This window comes from Streptomyces sp. NPDC058653, from assembly GCF_042716895.1.
Classification (GTDB): domain Bacteria; phylum Actinomycetota; class Actinomycetes; order Streptomycetales; family Streptomycetaceae; genus Streptomyces.
Window position 1 is genome coordinate 183,700 of sequence record NZ_JBHXRM010000007.1, and the last position, 17,414, is coordinate 201,113.

Genomic DNA, 17,414 nt, shown 5'->3' on the forward strand with positions numbered 1-17,414 from the left:
CGTCGGCTGATCAGGGGGACGCCGCGATCGTCCCGGAGGTTGCCCCGTGTTCAGGTGCGGGATGATGTGAGGGCACCTGTTGTGAACCTCAGGGAGAGTCTCCATGGCATCGCGCATCCTCCTCGCCCGGCACGGTCAGACGGCGTGGTCGCTGTCGGGCAGGCACACCGGCAGGACGGATGTCCCTCTGCTTGACGAGGGCAGGCGCGCCGCGAAGCTCCTGGGGGAGCGGCTGCACCGCGAGCCGTGGTCCGGGCTGTCCGACGCGGAGATCCGCACCAGTCCGCTGCTGCGCGCGAGCGACACCTGTGAGCTGGCCGGGTTCGCCGGACGGGCCCGGCCCTGGGACGCGCTGATGGAGTTCGACTACGGCGCGTACGAGGGCATGACCCCGGCGGAGATCCAGGCGGTGCGGCCGGGCTGGTTCATCTGGCGCGACGGCGTCCCGGACGGCGAGACCCTGGCGCAGGTCGCCGCGCGCGCCGACGAGGTCGTGGACTGGGCGCGCTCGGCCGACCGTGACGTGCTGGTCTTCGCGCACGGCCACATCCTGCGCGCGATCGGCGCGCGCTGGCTGGGGGAGGACGTGTCCTTCGCCTCCCGGATCCGGCTGGCGCCGACGTCGCTGTCCGTCCTGGACTGGGCGTACGGGGCGCCGGCGATCGACATCTGGAACGACACTGGGCATCTCGCGGGCTGAGCCGCGCCGACCGACCCGGGGCCCTTCTCACGGATCGCCCGGCCGGTGCCGTCAGACCCGGTGCGCCGTCGCCGCCGTCGACGCGTGGCGGTCCAGGAAGGCGCCGACGTCCGCCGTACGGCGCCGGGGCAGCAGCACCCGCACCATGCCCGCGAGCATGCCCTGGATACGGGACGACTGGACCTCGTCCATCAGGTCGAGCACCCGGTGGCCGGCGGCGGAGGCCTCGTCGAGGGAGCCCGAGCGCGCCAGGTCCACGGCCAACTCCGCCCGGTAGAGCGCGAGATTGCGGGTGAAGTGCGGGTCCAGGAGGACCGTGGCCCGGTACGCGTGCCGGGCCGCCGTCGACCAGTCGCCCAGGGCCGCCCGGCACTGCGCCTCCAGTGCCTGGAGTTCGGGCTCGCCGAAGAACGACATCCACTCCGGATCGCTGTCCGAGGGGCCGCGCTCGAAGAGCGAGTGCGCCTGGCCGAGCGACTGCTCGCAGGCCGTACGGTCCGCGAGCCCGGCCCAGCCGCCCGCCTCGCGCAGCGCGAGGAGCGACAGCAGCCGGGGCGAGCCGAGGTCGCGGGCCGCGCGCCGGCCGGCCTGCGCCGCGCGTACCGCCTCGCGGTGCCTGCCCGCGTCCCTCGCCAGGAACGAGGTGTTGCAGAACGCGTGCGCCTCAAGCGCCGGGTCCCCGGCGACCCGTGCGGTCGCCAGCGCCTCCGCGTAGTGCGAACGCGCGTCGTCGAAGCGGCCGGAGTCGTGCGCCAGCCAGCCCACCGAGATGGCCAGTTCGCCCGCGCTCGCGTGCAGCCGGTCGGCCGTCGTCCCGCGCGTGGCGGTGCCCGCGTCGAGGAGCGCGTACGCCGTCCGCAGCGGCTGCGCCGCCCGCCGGTACAGCCCGTCGGCGCCGTGCCGGTCGTCCAGCAGCCGGATCCGGCGTACCGCCTCCTCCAGGGCGCTCACCTCGGCCTCGCCCACCCGCCGGGGGCCGGGGACGGCGGCCGCCGGCGCGGCGCCGATGCCGATGCCGATGCCCAGAGAGGCGACCGCCGCCACCGAGGCCGTGCCGCCGGTCATGAATGCGCGACGCCGCACGTCGCTCTCCTCGCTGATGTCACCTGGGTCGCCGTACGTCGGGGTCGGGGCCGGAGTCGGGTTCGCGGGGGCGGCCGGCGCCGTACGGGCGTCGGCCGTGGCTCTGGACGCCCGGCCGCGGACGCTCTCGCGCGCCGAGAAGCCCAGGTCGGCCAGGGTGAGGCCGGGGAACATATGGAGGAAGACGCGTTCGTACGCGTAGTTGGGACAGCGGATCTCGCCGGCCTCCACCCGGCCGATGTAGCGTGCGTCGCACGCCACTTGTTCACCGATCTCGCGCGCGGCCCTGCGTACGGCCGCCGCGAACTCTCCCGGCGAGCGGCGCCCGCGCAGCCGGCGGAAGGCGAGATTGGGAACTGCCCTGGTCGACGCCATGGCCGAGACCTCTCTTGGAACACCTTGGTCGTGCCTGCCGGTCCACCTGTTGACCGGGCTTCCGGCGCTCCGGCGTCCAAGAACGTACCTGTTGTGACGAGTTGCTCACACAGGGTTTGGCTACAAACCGGATATCTCACCCACGATCTGCCATGAACTGCCACCCTTTGCGGCGGACTCGCGCCGTAGCCGTTGACGCCGCGAGGCGTTGAACCATGCGGAGACGCGCCACGTGTCTCCACTCGACGAGGAGGGTTCCCTTGTTGGAGTTGGAGGTCGGTATGAAGACCGGTGACAGCTCATGGACGACCGCTCAGCACACGCCCGGCGCCGAGGAGAGCGCGTCGCCGCCCGGTGACACCGCCGAGAACCACCGGGGGCCCTGCGACCTGGTGACCGTGCCGGCCCGGCAGGGGCTGGAGGCCGTCGACATCCTGCGCCGTGGCGCGGGCGAGGCTCCCGCCGTGGGACCCGTGCTCCTCGACGTCGACTGCGACAGGCTCGGATTCCTGGTGCCGCCCGGCACGGCCGCGGGCTGGGACGTGCCCGGCAGCGCGTGTACGGAGACGGCCGGCCGGGGGCTGCGTGTGCCGGCCGAGCCGCCGGTGACCGGCGGCGCGTGGCTGCTGCCGCCGGACGCCGGGATCGGCGAGGTCACGGACCCGGAGGTGCTGCGGGAGGCCCTCGACGAGGCGGCCAGGCTGATCGAGGCGGCGGACGGCCACCGGTAGCCCGGGGCCTCCGGGCGAGAACCCATGAGCGGGGGCCGACGACCGGCGCCGGGCGATAATGGACCGGTGGCGAGGAACCCGGCGGCGAAGAGCAGGCGACGTGGACGAGGCGCCCCCGGAGCCGGACCGGGGTCCGAGAGCGTCACCGAAGCCGTCGGCGGCGGCCTCGCCGAGCTGGCACCCGACCGCGAGAGCGCCCGTGCCTGGACCCTGCTGATCGACGGCGCCCCGCAGTCGCACGTCGATCTCGACGACCCGACGCGCCTCTCCTTCTCCTACCAGCGCAGGCTCGGCCACTTCGCCGATCTCCTCGCGCCCGCCGGCCGGCCGCTGCACGTCGTGCACCTCGGTGGCGGCGCCTTCACCCTGGCCCGTTACGTCGCGGCGACCCGCCCCCGCTCCACCCAGCAGATCGTGGAACTGGACGCGCCCCTGGTCCAACTCGTGCGCAGGGAACTGCCGCTCGACCCGGGCGCCCGTGTCCGGGTCCGCTCCGCCGACGCCCGCGCCGGTCTCGCCAAGATGCCCGACGACTGGGCGGACCTGGTGATCACGGACGTCTTCGACGGGGCCCGTACCCCGGCGCATCTGACCAGCACCGAATTCCTCGCCGACGTGCGGCGCGTGCTCACGCCCGGCGGCGGCTACGCGGCCAACCTCGCGGACGGGCCCCCGCTCGCGCATCTGCGGTCCCAGATCGCCACGGCCGCCACCGTCTTCCCGGAGCTGGCGCTCGCCGCCGACCCCGCCGTGCTGCGCGGCCGGCGCTTCGGCAACGCCGTACTCCTCGCGTCCGACCGGGAGCTGCCGGTGGCCGAGCTGACCCGCCGGGTCGCGAGCGACCCGCATCCGGGCCGGCTCGAACACGGCCGCTCCCTCAGGGACTTCACCGGCGGCGCGGCCCCCGTCACCGACGCGGGCGCCAAGCCGTCACCCCTGCCGCCGGCGGGCTCCTTCGACTGAACACCCGGGCGGCGCCGGGGAGTTACCGCTCGTCGATCTGCACGCGCGGCGCCGAGTCGTGCCAGGTGCAGAAGACCGAGACCTCCCGGTCACCCTGTGTGAACGTCACCCGGATCCAGAAGTCCTGCTTCCACACCTGCATCTGCCAGCCGGCCTCCGGCGTCGCCGAGACCAGCTCGGCCGAGTGGGGGCCGAGGTCGAAGACCACCCGTCCGCCGTCGACCGGATAGCTCTTCACGTCGCCGTCCGCCGTGGGGGCCGGGCCGGTGTCCGAGGGCTCGCCGGCCTCCCGGGTCTCCGGGGGCGGGGACGCCGACGGCTTGTCGTCCGGCGTCCTCGACGGGCCCGGGGCCCCGGAGGACGCCGTGGCCCCGGGGGACGAGGGCGAGGGCGAGGGCGGCGGGCGGTGCGTCGACGAGGACTGCGGCCGGGCACGCTGCGTCGTCGCGTTCTCCCCGGTGATCGGCAGCGCCCTCGGCCGGTCGTACACCGTGCCCACCACGACGGTGTGCACGCCCCACCAGGACAGCGTGACCGCCGCCCCGGTCGCCAGCGTCCACGCCATGGCATGTACGAGTCCTCTGCGCATCGGGGCCATACTGCACCACCCGCCCCGGCTCTGTCCTTCCACCCGCCTTCCCGCCCGGCTCCGGACCCGGTTCCCGCCCCGGTTCCCGGCCCGGTGTTCCCTTCCGTGTTCCCGCCCGCGTCGCCGAACGGAGGACCCGTCGTCTTCTGGATGGCGTACGGTGCCGCCCATGCCAAGTGTGCTCGTGGTCGAGGACGACCAGTTCGTGCGCTCCGCCCTCATCAGGCACTTGACCGAGGCCTCGCACACCGTACGGAGCGTCGGCACCGCCCTGGAGGCCCTGCGTGAGGTCGCCCACTTCCGTTTCGACGTGGTCATCCTCGACCTCGGACTGCCCGATCTCGACGGGTCCGAGGCGCTGAAGATGCTGCGCGGGATCACCGACGTGCCGGTGATCATCGCCACCGCGCGGGACGACGAGGCGGAGATCGTACGGCTGCTGAACGACGGCGCCGACGACTACCTCACCAAACCGTTCTCGGTGGAACATCTCTCCGCCCGGATGGCCGCCGTGCTCCGGCGCGCCCGCGCCAGTGCCCCCGAGGACCCGCCCTCGCGCGTCATCCGCGTCGGGGGACTCGCCATCGACCCGCTGCGCCGCCAGGCCGAACTCGACGGCGCGCGACTGGATCTGACACGCCGTGAGTTCGATCTGCTGGCCTTCCTCGCCTGCCGCCCCGGGGTCGTGGTCGCACGCAAGGAGCTGCTCGCCGAGGTGTGGCAGCAGTCGTACGGCGACGACCAGACCATCGACGTCCATCTGTCGTGGCTGCGGAGGAAGCTGGGGGAGACGGCGGCCAGGCCCCGCTATCTGCACACCCTGCGCGGCGTCGGCGTGAAGCTGGAGCCGCCGGCCCCCCGCGCGTCGGCGTCCGGCCCCGGCGCGTACGAGCCCCTGTCATGAGGTGGGCGCTGGTCAGGGTCTCGCTGGCGGTGACCGTGATGGTCGTGCTCGCCTTCGCCGTCCCCCTCGGGCTCGTGATCAAGGAGATGGCCAAGGACCGCGCCTTCTCCAACGCCGAACGCCAGGCCGCCACCCTCGGCCCGGTGCTCTCCATCGCCCAGGGCCGTGAACAGCTCGAATGGGCCGTCCAGTCCAGCCCCATCGGCGACAGCGGACAGCTGGCCGTCCATGTGCCCGCCTCCGGCGAGCCCGGCAGCGTGCCCATGGAGATCGGCACCCGCCGGGCCGCCCAGAAGGACCTGACCGCCACCGAGCGGCTCGGCCGGGCCTCCATCGCGGAGGTCAGCGGCGGCTCCGCGCTCCTCCAGCCGATCGCGATCTCCACCGGAAAGGTCGCCATCATCGAGGTGTTCGTCCCCGAGGACGAGGTCTCCAACGGTGTCGCCACCGCCTGGCTGGTCCTCGCGGGCGTGGGCGTCGCGCTGATCGTGGGCTCGGTCGCCGTCGCCGACCGGCTCGGCGTACGGATGGTCCAGCCCGCCCAGCGGCTCGCGGGCGCGGCCCACGACCTCGGCGAGGGCAGACTCGGCGCCCGGGTCCCGGAGAAGGGCCCCACCGAGCTGCGGTCGGCGGCGATCGCGTTCAACTCCATGGCCGACCAGGTGGTCCAGCTCCTCGCCAACGAGAGAGAACTGGCCGCCGACCTCTCGCACCGGCTGCGTACCCCGCTCACCGTGCTGCGCCTCAACGCCGCCTCACTGGGCGAGGGGCCGGCCGCCGAGCAGACCCGGGCGGCCGTCGCGCAGCTGGAGCGCGAGGTCGACACCATCATCCGTACCGCCCGCAAGGCCAAGCCGCAGACCCGGGCGACGACACCCGGTGTGGGCTGCGACGTCTCCGAGGTCATCCGGGAGCGGATGGACTTCTGGTCGGCGCTGGCCGAGGACGAGGGCCGGAAGGTACGGCTCGCCGGGGTCGGCCGCCCGGTCCGTATCCCGGTCGCCAGGCCCGAACTGGCCGCCGCCCTCGACGCGTTGCTCGGCAACGTCTTCCGGCACACCCCGGAGGGCACCGCCTTCGCCGTCGACGTCCACCACGCGGACGACGCCGTGATCGTCCTGGTGTCGGACGCCGGCCCCGGGATCGCGGACCCCGAGGCCGCCCTCGTACGGGGCAACAGCGGGGCCGGCGAGGGCTCGACGGGACTGGGGCTCGACATCGTGCGCCGGGTCGCCGAGTCGACCGGCGGGGACGTACGGATCGGGCGCTCCGTGCTCGGCGGCACGGAGGTACGGATCTGGATCGGACTCGGCGGGCGGCGCGCCACTCGGTCCACCGGGGAGAGCCGGGGGCACCGGCTGCGCCGCCGGGGGAACGGCCGTACGTCGGTCGAGGCCTGAGCGGGCGGGCGCGGCGGGGCAGCGCGGTGGGGCGGTGCGGGCGGCGGGTGCGGTGGGCCGGTACGGCGACCGACCATTAATCCGCTCCCAATGGTTCCTTAAGGGGAGCTCAAGAACACCGACACCCGTCCGTAATCGGCGGCTTGTCCGGATCGGGGGCACTAGCGTGCTGACGCGAGAGCGCACCGACCGCACGGCTGCCGTCCCCCACCGGTCGCCACCCCGCCGCGTCCCGGCCGGCCGTCCGACCCCCCACCCGGCCGGGGCGCGCCCCGTCAGGCGGGCGGGTCGGGCAGTACGCCCGTCTCCGTCAGCCGGGCGTACCAGCGGGCGCTGGACTTGGGCGTACGCGACTGCGTCTCGTAGTCGACGTGCACCGCGCCGAAGCGCTTCCCGTAGCCCCGCTCCCACTCGAAGTTGTCCAGCAGCGACCAGAGGAAGTAGCCGCGTACGTCGGCCCCGTCGGCCATCGCGCGGTGCGCCGCTGCCAGATGCCCGTGCAGGAACCGGATCCGGTCCGGGTCGTGCACCACACCGTCCGCGTCGGGCCTGTCGTCGTACGCCGCGCCGTTCTCCGTGATCACCAGCGGTACGTCGGGTGCCTCGCGGGTGTAGCGCATCAGCACGTCGTACAGCCCCGTCGGGTCGACCGACCAGCCCATCTCGGTGACCTCGCCCGCTGGCTGATGGAACGTCACGGACTCCGCGCCGGGCCACGGCGACTTCTCGGCCGTCCGCGGCGCGAGGCCCCGGGTGTCCCGGCGGTCGGCGTCCGCGCCGGTGCCGGTCGCGGCCGACACCAGGTGCGGTGTGTAGTAGTTGACGCCCAGCCAGTCCAGCGGCTGATGGATCGTCGCGGCGTCGTCGGCCCTGACGAAGGACCAGTCGGTGATCCGCGCGGTGTCCTTGAACAGGTCCTCGGGGTACGCGCCCGCCAGCATCGGCCCGGTGAAGATCCGGTTCGCCAGGGCGTCGATCCGGCGCCGCGCGTCCAGGTCCTCCGGGGAGTGCGAACGGGCCCGTATCGCCGCCGCGTTGTGGCAGACGGTCACCTGCGCGCGTCTGGGCAGCACCGTCCGCAGCGCCTGCGTGGCGAGACCGTGGCCGAGGTTCAGATGGTGCGCGGCCCGCAGCGCGAGCACCGGGTCCGTACGGCCGGGTGCGTGCACACCGGAGGCGTACCCCAGGAAGGCGCTGCACCAGGGCTCGTTGAGGGTCACCCAGCGGTCGACGCGGTCACCGAGCGCGTCCCCGAGGATGCGCGCGTACTCCGCGAACCTGAAGGCCGTCTCCCGCACCGGCCAGCCGCCCGCCGTCTCCAGATCGTGCGGCAGGTCCCAGTGGTAGAGGGTGAGCACGGGCCGGATGCCGCGCTCCAGCAGGTCGTCGACGAGCTTGCGGTAGAAGTCGAGACCGCGCTGGACGGCCGGGCCGCGTCCGATGGGCTGGACGCGCGACCAGGAGACCGAGAAGCGGTACGCGTTCACGCCGAGGTCCGCCATGAGGCGCACGTCCTCGGCCCGGCGGTGGATGTGGTCGGCGGCGGTGTCACCGGTGTCGCCGTTCTCGACCTTGCCGGGGGTGTGGCTGAAGGTGTCCCAGATCGACGGGGTGCGGCCGATCTCCCGCGCGCCGCCCTCGATCTGGTAGGCGGCGGTGGCGGTGCCCCATAGGAAGTCGGACGGGAAGGTGAGGGACATGGGTGCGCTCCGGGTCGGGAGAAACGCGCGGTCAGCCCTTGACCGCACCGGTCATGATGCCACCGACAATATGCTTGCCGAAGATCACGAAGGCCAGCAGCAGCGGCAGCGTACCGAGCAGGGCGCCGGCCATGATCACCGACTGGTCGGGAATGTAGCCGCGGCCGAGACCGGTGAGCGCCACCTGCACGGTGGGGTTGCCGTTCTGGGTGAGCGCGATGATCGGCCAGAAGAAATCGTTCCAGGCCATCACGAAGGTCAGCATCCCCAGCACCGCCATCGCCGGCCGCGCCGCCGGGAAGACGACGTGCCACACCACGCGCCAGCTGCTCGCGCCGTCCACCCGCGCCGCCTCGATCAGCTCGGTCGGCAGCGCCCGCACCAGATACTGCCGCATGAAGAACACCCCGAATGCGCTGACCAGCGTCGGAAGGACGACGGCCTGGAGCCGGTCGGTCCAGGACAGCTCGGCGATCAGCATGTACAGCGGTACGACACCGAGCTGGGGCGGCACCATCATCGTGCCGATCACCAGCGCCAGAAGCGGACCCCTGAACCGGAAGCGGAGCTTGGCGAAGGCGAAGCCGGCGAGCGTCGAGAACAGGACCGTCCCGGCGGCCACGGCGCCCGCCACCAGGACCGTGTTGAACAGCGCCGTACCCATGTTGGCGTCGGTCCAGGCGATACGGAGATTACGCAGGAGATTGCCGCCGAACCAGAAGGGCGGGGGAGTCTGCGCGAGCCGGGTGGTGTTGCGGGACGCGGCGATCGCCGTCCAGACGAGGGGGAACAGCGAGCCAGCGGCGAACAGGGCCAGTACGGCGTAGGTGATCCGGCCCGCGTGCCGGTGCGTCCCGGCGCCGCGCCGGGCCGTGGTGCGTCGGGGGTCGGTGCCTCGCGTCGTGGTGCGCTTCCCCGGCGTCATGAGCTCCTCCGCAGCCGGCGGGCGACGAGCCGGTTCACCGCACCGATGATCAGCAGGATCAGGAACATCGACCAGGCGATCGCGGAGGCCCGGCCGAGATGCAGATTCACCCAGCCCTGCTCGTACAGATAGAGCCCCAGCGTCTGGAACTGGTGGTCGGAGCCGCCCGTCGCCCCCGCGCCGCCGCTGAACAGCAGCGGCTCACCGAAGAGCTGGGTCGCGCCGATGGTCGACACGACGCAGGTGAAGAGGATCGTGGGCCGCAGCGACGGCACCGTGACATGCAGGAACTGCTGGCGCGGCGAGGCCCCGTCGAGCGCCGCCGACTCGTACAGCTCGTCGGGGATCGACTGCATCGCCGCCAGATAGATCAGCGCGTTGTAGCCGGTCCAGCGCCATACGACGATGGTGGAGACGGCCAGTTGGGACGTCCAGGTGCCGTTCTGCCAGTCGACCGCGTCCAGTCCGGCCAGCCCGAGGCCCCAGTTGATCATTCCGTGGTCGCGGCCGAAGAGCAGGACGAAGACCAGCGTGGCCGCCGCGACACTCGTGGCGTACGGCGTGAGGACGGCCACCCGGAAGAACATCGAGCCGCGCAGCCGCTGGTTGAGCAGCTGCGCGAGGACGAGCGCGATCAGCAACTGCGGGACGGTCGAGAGCAGTCCGATGGTCACGGTGTTCTGGAGCGCGTTCCAGAAGAAGTCGTCGTGCAGCAGCCGCGAGAAGTTGCGCGCCCCGACCCACTCCATGTCGCCGGGCGCGGTGAGTTCGACCCGGTGCAGCGAGGCCCAGCCGGTGTAGAGGAGCGGGAAGAGCCCGAAGACGGCGAAGAAGAGGAAGAACGGCGCGACGAAGGCGTACGGGCTCCACGTCAGATCCCTGTGGTGCCACCGCCGGCGCCGCTCCCGTCTCCGCTCGTCGCGCCCGTCCCGGCCCGTGCCGTCGGCGCCGGGCGGCGTGGGCCGGGCGGCGGTGCCCTCCCACCCGGAGGGGACCGTCGTCGTCGCGTCTCCCGCCACGCCCGCCATGTCGCTCACCGGTCCAGCGCGTTGTCGATCGCCTTGACCGCCGCGTCCCAGCCCTGCTTCGACGACCTGCCCTTCTGGTCGACCTGGAGCATGCCGACGTCCGCGAGGTTCTGGGCGATGATCAGGTCCTTCGGACCCACGATCTGGACGGGCACGCCCTCCGCCGCGCCCGCGAAGATCCGTCCCATGGGCGCGTCGCCGAAGTAGGCGTGCCGGGCCTCGGAGACCGCCGGCAGGCTGTACGCGGCGCGGGCGCTCGGGAAGCTGCCGCGCCTCTCGAAGAGCTTGGCCTGCTGCTCGGGGGCGGTCAGCCAGGCGACGAGCCGGGCGGCGGCGGCCGTGTTCTTCCCGGCCTTGGGCACGGTCAGGAAGGAGCCGCCCCAGTTGCTCGGCCGGGGCGCGGTCGCCACGTCCCACTTGCCCTTGCCGGCGGCGCCCGCCTTGTCCTGGATGTAGCCGAGCATCCAGGCGGGGCAGGAGACGGTCGCGAACGTCGCGTTGGCGAAGCCCTGGTCCCACGCGGGGGTGAACTGCTGGAGCCTGCCGGTCAGCCCCTGGCGCGCGAACTCGGCGGCGGTGTCCCAGGCCTGCCGTACCGCCGGGTTGGTCTTGTAGACGACCTTGCCGCCGGTGTCGTAGAACCGCTTCTCGTTCCCGCCGGTGATCGCCGCCATCACCCCGGCCGCCGAGTCGACGAAGACCGTCCCCTCGGGCGCCTTCGCCCTGTACCGCTTCCCGGCCGCCAGGTACTTGCGCCAGTCGCCCGCCCACAGCTTCCCGACGGCCGTACGGTCGGTGGGCAGCCCCGCCTTGGCGAACAGGTCCTTGCGATAGCAGATCCCCTGCGGCCCGATGTCCGTGCCGAGGCCTACGGTCCGCCCGTCGGCGGTGGTGGCCTGCGACCACTTCCAGGGCAGGAAGCTGTCCTTCCGTACGCCCTCGGTCCGGCCCAGGTCCACGAGCCTGCCGGCCTGGGTGGCGGTGATCTCGGCGATGTTGTTGACCTCGACGGCCTGGATGTCGGCGAGCCCGCTGCCGCTGCCCAGGTGGGTGAGGAGCTGCGGGTAGTAGTTCTCGTTCCGCTCGATGGAGGTCTGTCTGACAACAACGTCCTTGTGGAGCCTCATGTACTCGTCGTAGAGCCCGGCCTCCTTGAGACCGAAGGCCCCGAAGACGCCCACGGTGAGCGTGGTCCCCCGGCTCCCCCCGTCGACACCACCGCTCGTGCCCCCACCGCTCACGGCGGCGACGCCCGGCTCCGGCGGGTCCTCGGCGCACCCGGCCGCCGCCCCGCCCGCGAGCACGACGGCGGCCACGAGGCCCGCCATCCGGCGGGACGCACGGGAATGTGTGCGCATGACGTCCTCCCTCGACCGCTATGGGAGCGCTCCCATGGCTGGGTCGAGAGTCTCCGCTCGCATGAGGAGTGTCAAGGGACCGGGCGGCGACACGACGAAGGGCCGGTCCGCTCGCGCGAACCGGCCCTTCATTCGTCAGGGTGAGTAACGGGACTTGAACCCGCGACATCCTGGACCACAACCAGGTGCTCTACCAGCTGAGCTATACCCACCATGTCCGGTCAATCCTGTACCCGACCGGCCGAGAAAAAGTGTACAGCCTCCGCGAGGGTGCTCGCGCACGGGTTTCGGCGGCGCCCGGGGACCCCCGCCCGCGTCAGAGCACGTGCTTCGCCGCGATCGCCTTCGCCGTGTCCGAGTCCGGGCCGGGCTGCGGGACGAAGACCGCCTCGCGGTAGTAGCGCAGCTCCGCGATGGATTCGCGGATGTCCGCCAGCGCCCGGTGGTTGCCGCTCTTCTCCGGGCTGTTGAAGTACGCGCGCGGGTACCAGCGGCGGGCCAGCTCCTTGATCGACGAGACGTCGACGATCCGGTAGTGGAGGTAGCCCTCCAGCTCCGGCATGTCCCGCAGCAGGAAGCCGCGGTCGGTGCCGACCGTGTTGCCGCACAGCGGCGCCTTCCCCGGCTCCTTCACATGCTCCCGTACGTACGCCAGCACCCGCTCCTCGGCGTCGGCGAGGGTGGTGCCCCCGGCCAGCTCGTCGAGCAGGCCCGAGGCGGTGTGCATCTGCCGCACCACCTCGGGCATCGTCTCCAGCGCCGCGTCCGGGGGACGCACGACGATGTCGACCCCTTCGCCGAGCACGTTCAGCTCCGAGTCGGTGACCAGGGCGGCCACCTCGATGAGTGCGTCCTCCGTCAGCGAGAGCCCGGTCATCTCGCAGTCGATCCACACCATTCGATCGTTCATGCGCCTTACCCTACGGTGCGCTCCGCTGACCCGGCAGGCTCGGGCGGCCCTGGCCGGAGGCGAAGGCCTCCGAGTAGGACTTGACCGGCTCCGGCACCGGCGACGAGGCCGTCGTGGCACCGGACGGGGCCGCCGCCGCCGCGGTCCGTCTGGCCCCCGAGGGGGCCTGGACCGGTACGGCCTGCTCCACCGTCGCCGGCGCGAGCTGGTCCCCGTGCGGACGACGGGCCCGGTAGGCGGCCCGGTACGCGGCGGGGGACGAGCCCAGCTGACGCCGGAAGTGCCCGCGCAGCGCCACCGGCGAGCGGAAGCCGCAGCGGCCGGCGACCTCGTCGACCGAGTAGTCGGAGGTCTCCAGCAGCCGCTGCGCCTGGAGCACGCGCTGTGTGATCAGCCACTGCAACGGCGCGCTGCCGGTGAGCGAACGGAAACGGCGGTCGAACGTCCTGCGGCTCATATAGGCGCGGGCGGCCAGGGTCTCCACGTCGAACTGCTCGTGCAGATGCTCCAGCGCCCAGGCCACGACCTCGGCGAGCGGGTCGGAGCCGATCTCCTCTGGTAAAGACCTGTCCAGATAGCGCTCCTGACCGCCGCTGCGCCGCGGCGGGACGACGAGCCTGCGCGCCAGTGCCCCGGCGGCCTCCGTCCCGTGATCCGTACGCACTATGTGCAGACACAGGTCTATTCCGGCCGCGGTGCCGGCGGAGGTGAGCACATCGCCGTCGTCGACGAACAGTTCGCGCGGATCCACATGGACGGACGGATACCGCTTGGCGAGCGTCGGCGCGTACATCCAGTGCGTGGTCGCCGGCCGGCCGTCCAGCAGGCCGGCCGCCGCGAGGACGAAGGCGCCGGTGCACAGTCCCACGATCCGCGCGCCTTCCTCGTGCGCGCGGCGCAGCGCGTCGAGTGCCTCGGGCGGCGGCGGCGAGGTGATGGACCGCCAGGCCGGTACGACCACGGTGCCCGCTCTGCCGATCGCCTCCAGGCCGTAGGGCGTGGTGAGTTCGAGCCCGCCGGTGGTGCGCAGCGGACCGTCCTCCCCACCGCACACGAGCAGCCGGTATCGCGGAACCCCGGCGTCCTGACGGTCGATACCGAACACGGAGAGCGGGATGGAGCTCTCGAAGATGGGCCCGCCACTGAACAGCAGCACTGCGACGACTTCCCGGCGGCGGCGGCCGGAAAGCTTCCGTGCTGACTCCGGTGCGGCAATGGAGTCCTGGCTCATGGCGCTAAGCCCCCCTCGGTGTTCGCGTCTCCCCGTTCGTGTCGGGTCTTTCGCTCCTGCACGATTCCCCTCGGTTTTGCACGGGACCCCACTGTTCGCTACTCATGATCGAATCTACTGTGTCCCGTGGTGCCGGCGTGACAAGTTCTCCATCCGGCGCTATGTCGACAAGGCAACTTGGCGCGAAGCATTCGATCACGAAGCGTTCCACTCCCACGGCCCACAGGGAAGTGCGCCTCACGCGCATGGCCCGTCCCCGTAGGCCCTTCGCGGCCGGAAAGGACCTCTCTGCCCTGGTGACAAGGGGGTTGGCAGGCCATTTCGCCAAGGATCGGTCGCAGGGGTGAAGTTGGCTGAAAACTTACGGGTGTGCGGGCCCGGAAGCGTAAGTCGCCCGGCGCGCTTCAGTCATGGGCGCGCGCGCCTCGATGCGCCCCCTGGGGCCTGGTGTTACCCGCCGTACGTTGGGCACGGAGGGAGCGCTCCGAGCGGCGCAGCAGGAGTCGGCAGACGGCCGTCACGGCGAGCAGGCCGAGCGCGGGCACGGCCGCTCCGCCGACGGACGTCCCGAACACGACAAGCACCACCGGCACGAGCACACAGCTGAAGGCGGCCCAGCGAACCACATCGCTCGCGGACTCGGTGGCGGCGGCCGACGCGGACTCCGGCCCCGAGGGGGAGGCGTGGTGGTGCGGTCGTACGGACACGTGAGCTCCCTGGTTACGGGGGTGGCTGTGGTGACTGGATTGACTGCGTCGACTACGGGGGACCCATGATCAACGAGGCGTCCGGTCGTCCGGTCACTTACCACCCCCCGGGTGGCCCGCCCCTCGCGTCCTTGTGTACGAGCCATCCGGCGTTGCGATCCCCGACGGGCTCGGGCATGCTCCCCTGATACGTCGCGTGTGCGACGGTCACGCCTGGGCAGAAGAGGAATGTCGCCGTACCCTTACGGGTAAGGGGTTGGGAAGATGATTCCCAGACACAGCTCCGTTGCCCCGTCAATTGTTGCTCCTTCACACAAGGACCTTCCTCGCCGAGACATCGATGGCCGGTCACGAGATCCCCGAACCCGCTGACCGCGAGCAGTTGACCGACCACGCGTCGGACCTGCAAGCGGCGGAAGAGACACGCCACTCCTGCGACCCGGCCTTCCGGCACGGAGTGGTCGTCGGATTCGACGGGTCGACGTCCAGCGAGCGCGCGCTCGCCTATGCCATCGGAATGGCCCGCAGACTCGGATCCGCCCTGATCATCGTGCATGTGGCCAACCGGCTGCCCACCACCGTCTGGGCGGGCTGCGAGCCGCCGGTCTTCGTCGATGTGCCGGACCACCGCACCGAGGTGCTCGGTCTCGAACTGGCCTGCGCCGACTACCTCTCCGAGGTGCCGTGGATCCTCGTCGAGCGCGGCGGCGACATCTGCCACGAACTCGAAGAGGTCGGCCAGGAGTACTCGGCCGACGCGATCGTCGTCGGCTCCACGCACGGCATCGTGGGACGCATCTTCGGCTCGGTGGCGGGCCGGCTGGCACGACGGGCCCAACGGCCCGTCGTGGTCATCCCCTAGCCCCGGGTCGTGCCGTGGCGGCGCGGCTGACGCGCCGTCACGGCTACTCCACCGTCACGGACTTCGCCAGGTTGCGCGGCTTGTCGATGTCCCGGCCCAGCGCCAACGCCGTGTGGTAGGCGAGCAGTTGGAGCGGAATGCCCATCAGGATCGGGTCCAGCTCGGGCTCGTTCCTCGGCACCAGGATCGTGTGGTCGGCCTTCGGCTGCTCCCGGTGCGCGACCGCGAGGATACGGCCGCTGCGCGCCTTGATCTCCTCCATGGCCGCCCGGTTCTTGTCCAGCAGGTCGTCGTCGGGCACGATCGCGACCGTCGGCAGCGCCGGCTCGATGAGCGCGAGCGGACCGTGCTTCAACTCCGAGGCCGGATAGGCCTCGGCGTGGATGTACGAGATCTCCTTGAGCTTCAACGAGGCCTCCAGCGCCACCGGATAGCCGCGTACCCGGCCGATGAACATCATCGACGCGGAGTCCGCGTACTCCTCCGCGACCTTCTTGATCTCCGCCTCGGACCGGAGGATCTCCGCGATCTGCGCGGGCAGTTCACGCAGCCCGGTGATGATCCGCTTGCCGTCGGAGACGGACAGATCGCGGATCCGGCCCAGGTGCAGCGCGAGCAGCGCGAAGGCCACCACCGTGTTGGTGAAGCACTTCGTGGAGACGACACAGACCTCCGGGCCCGCGTGCACGTACACACCGCCGTCGGTCTCGCGGGCGATCGCCGAGCCGACGACGTTGACCACGCCGAGCACCCGCGCGCCCTTGCGCTTGAGTTCCTGCACCGCGGCCAGCACGTCGTACGTCTCGCCCGACTGCGACACGGCGATGTAGAGCGTGTCGGGGTCCACGACCGGGTTGCGGTAGCGGAACTCGGACGCGGGCTCGGCGTCCGCCGGGATCCGCGCCAGGGACTCGATCAGCCCGGCGCCGATGAGCCCCGCGTGGTACGAGGTGCCGCAGCCGAGGATCTTGATGCGCCGCACCCCCCGGGCCTCGCGTGCGTCCAGGTTGAGGCCGCCCAGGTGCACGGTCGAGAACCGGTCGTCGATCCGGCCGCGCAGCACCCGGTCCACGGCGTCGGGCTGCTCGGAGATCTCCTTGTGCATGTACGTGTCGTGGCCGCCCATGTCGTACGACTCGGCCTCCCACTCCACGGTGGTCGGCGTGGCCGAGGTGCGCGAGCCCTCGGTGGTGTACGTACGGAAGTCGTCGGCCTTGATGGTGGCCATCTCGCCGTCGTCGAGGGTGACGACCTGGCGGGTGTGGGAGACCAGCGCGGCGACGTCGGACGCGACGAACATCTCCTTCTCGCCGATGCCGAGGACGACGGGGGAGCCGTTGCGGGCGACGACGATACGGTCCGCGAAGTCGGCGTGCAGCACGGCGATGCCGTACGTGCCCTCGACCAGCTTCAGCGACTGGCGGACCTTCTCCTCCAGCGTCTCGGCCTGTGAGCGCGCGATGAGATGGGTCAGGACCTCGGTGTCGGTCTCGGAGAGGAAGACGACACCGTCGGCCTCCAGCTTCACGCGCAGTTCGGTGGCGTTGTCGATGATGCCGTTGTGGACGACGGCGACCTTGCTCTCCGGGTCGAGATGCGGATGCGCGTTGTGGTCGCTCGGGGCGCCGTGGGTGGCCCAGCGGGTGTGCGCGATGCCGGTGGTGCCGGAGAAGCGCTTGGGGACACGGGACTCCAGCTCACGCACGCGGCCCTTGGCCTTGACCATCTTCAGCCCCGCGGACCTGCCCGCGGCCGGCTTGTTGGTGATGACCAGGCCCGCGGAGTCGTAGCCCCGGTACTCCAGCCGCTGCAGGCCCTCAAGCAGCAGTGGAGCGACGTCACGCCTTCCGATGTAACCGACGATTCCGCACATATCAGTCTCTGCCTCTCCGCCAATGTCCAGTGGTGTGCCCGGCCGCCGTCCATGGACGGGTACGGCCTCACGGCC

16 protein-coding genes and 1 tRNA gene are annotated in these 17,414 nt (G+C 71.8%); 6 read left to right on the forward strand and 11 right to left on the reverse strand.

Features of this window, described 5'->3' with window-relative positions; translation table 11 throughout:
* The first annotated feature begins 103 nt into the window (after positions 1–103).
* The gene (locus ACFWU9_RS09105) at positions 104–700 is read left to right on the forward strand and encodes a histidine phosphatase family protein (RefSeq protein ID WP_384315874.1); all 597 of its coding nucleotides are present in this window, start codon (positions 104–106) and stop codon (positions 698–700) included.
* A gap of 51 nt (positions 701–751) precedes the next feature.
* Here the strand turns inward: ACFWU9_RS09105 and ACFWU9_RS09110 are convergent, their stop codons facing one another.
* Positions 752–2,158: a tetratricopeptide repeat protein gene (locus tag ACFWU9_RS09110; RefSeq protein WP_384315876.1), complete on the reverse strand. Its 1,407-nt coding sequence runs from the start codon at positions 2,156–2,158 to the stop codon at positions 752–754.
* A 281-nt stretch (positions 2,159–2,439) separates the two neighbouring features.
* Between ACFWU9_RS09110 and ACFWU9_RS09115 the strand changes: the two genes are divergently transcribed.
* Positions 2,440–2,889 (forward strand): hypothetical protein, encoded by a 450-nt coding sequence (locus tag ACFWU9_RS09115; RefSeq protein WP_384315962.1) that lies wholly within the window; start codon positions 2,440–2,442, stop codon positions 2,887–2,889.
* A gap of 24 nt (positions 2,890–2,913) precedes the next feature.
* Positions 2,914–3,852: a spermidine synthase gene (locus ACFWU9_RS09120; RefSeq protein WP_384315878.1), complete on the forward strand. Its 939-nt coding sequence runs from the start codon at positions 2,914–2,916 to the stop codon at positions 3,850–3,852.
* A gap of 22 nt (positions 3,853–3,874) precedes the next feature.
* On the opposite strand, the gene ACFWU9_RS09125 is transcribed toward ACFWU9_RS09120, so the two are convergent.
* Positions 3,875–4,450 (reverse strand): hypothetical protein, encoded by a 576-nt coding sequence (locus tag ACFWU9_RS09125; protein WP_384315880.1) that lies wholly within the window; start codon positions 4,448–4,450, stop codon positions 3,875–3,877.
* Positions 4,451–4,610: 160 nt separating this feature from the next.
* On the opposite strand from ACFWU9_RS09125, the gene ACFWU9_RS09130 reads away from it, so the two are divergent.
* Both ACFWU9_RS09130 and ACFWU9_RS09135 read left to right on the forward strand, forming a co-directional pair.
* Positions 4,611–5,345 carry a response regulator transcription factor gene (locus tag ACFWU9_RS09130; protein WP_384315882.1) on the forward strand — a complete coding sequence of 245 codons (735 nt, stop codon included), beginning with the start codon at positions 4,611–4,613 and terminating at the stop codon, positions 5,343–5,345.
* Positions 5,342–6,745, forward strand: coding sequence for a sensor histidine kinase (locus ACFWU9_RS09135; protein WP_384315884.1), 1,404 nt, complete (start codon positions 5,342–5,344; stop codon positions 6,743–6,745). Before ACFWU9_RS09130 ends, ACFWU9_RS09135 begins: the two co-directional genes overlap by 4 nt.
* Positions 6,746–7,020: 275 nt before the next feature.
* On the opposite strand, the gene ACFWU9_RS09140 is transcribed toward ACFWU9_RS09135, so the two are convergent.
* The 8 genes from ACFWU9_RS09140 to ACFWU9_RS09175 form a co-directional block, all read right to left on the reverse strand.
* On the reverse strand, positions 7,021–8,445 hold the full coding sequence (locus ACFWU9_RS09140; protein ID WP_384315886.1) for a GH1 family beta-glucosidase: 1,425 nt from the start codon (positions 8,443–8,445) through the stop codon (positions 7,021–7,023).
* A 31-nt stretch (positions 8,446–8,476) separates the two neighbouring features.
* Positions 8,477–9,370 (reverse strand): carbohydrate ABC transporter permease, encoded by an 894-nt coding sequence (locus ACFWU9_RS09145; RefSeq protein WP_384315888.1) that lies wholly within the window; start codon positions 9,368–9,370, stop codon positions 8,477–8,479.
* Positions 9,367–10,398: a carbohydrate ABC transporter permease gene (locus ACFWU9_RS09150; protein WP_384315964.1), complete on the reverse strand. Its 1,032-nt coding sequence runs from the start codon at positions 10,396–10,398 to the stop codon at positions 9,367–9,369. Before ACFWU9_RS09150 ends, ACFWU9_RS09145 begins: the two co-directional genes overlap by 4 nt.
* A gap of 5 nt (positions 10,399–10,403) precedes the next feature.
* Positions 10,404–11,756, reverse strand: a complete 1,353-nt coding sequence (locus ACFWU9_RS09155) for an extracellular solute-binding protein (protein ID WP_384315890.1) — start codon at positions 11,754–11,756, stop codon at positions 10,404–10,406.
* A gap of 139 nt (positions 11,757–11,895) precedes the next feature.
* Positions 11,896–11,968: transfer RNA gene (locus ACFWU9_RS09160), tRNA-His, on the reverse strand.
* Positions 11,969–12,072: 104 nt separating this feature from the next.
* A complete protein-coding gene (gene orn, locus ACFWU9_RS09165) occupies positions 12,073–12,666 on the reverse strand; it encodes an oligoribonuclease (protein WP_384315892.1) in 594 nt (197 codons plus the stop codon).
* Between the two features lie 10 nt (positions 12,667–12,676).
* Entirely contained in the window at positions 12,677–13,897 is a 1,221-nt protein-coding gene (locus ACFWU9_RS09170; RefSeq protein ID WP_384315894.1) for a GlxA family transcriptional regulator, read from the reverse strand.
* A 404-nt stretch (positions 13,898–14,301) separates the two neighbouring features.
* A complete protein-coding gene (locus tag ACFWU9_RS09175; protein WP_384315896.1) occupies positions 14,302–14,604 on the reverse strand; it encodes a hypothetical protein in 303 nt (100 codons plus the stop codon).
* A 340-nt stretch (positions 14,605–14,944) separates the two neighbouring features.
* Between ACFWU9_RS09175 and ACFWU9_RS09180 the strand changes: the two genes are divergently transcribed.
* Positions 14,945–15,466 carry a universal stress protein gene (locus ACFWU9_RS09180; protein WP_384315966.1) on the forward strand — a complete coding sequence of 174 codons (522 nt, stop codon included), beginning with the start codon at positions 14,945–14,947 and terminating at the stop codon, positions 15,464–15,466.
* 43 nt (positions 15,467–15,509) lie between these two features.
* Here the strand turns inward: ACFWU9_RS09180 and glmS are convergent, their stop codons facing one another.
* Entirely contained in the window at positions 15,510–17,339 is a 1,830-nt protein-coding gene (glmS, locus tag ACFWU9_RS09185; RefSeq protein ID WP_384315898.1) for a glutamine--fructose-6-phosphate transaminase (isomerizing), read from the reverse strand.
* Positions 17,340–17,414 lie beyond the last annotated feature (75 nt).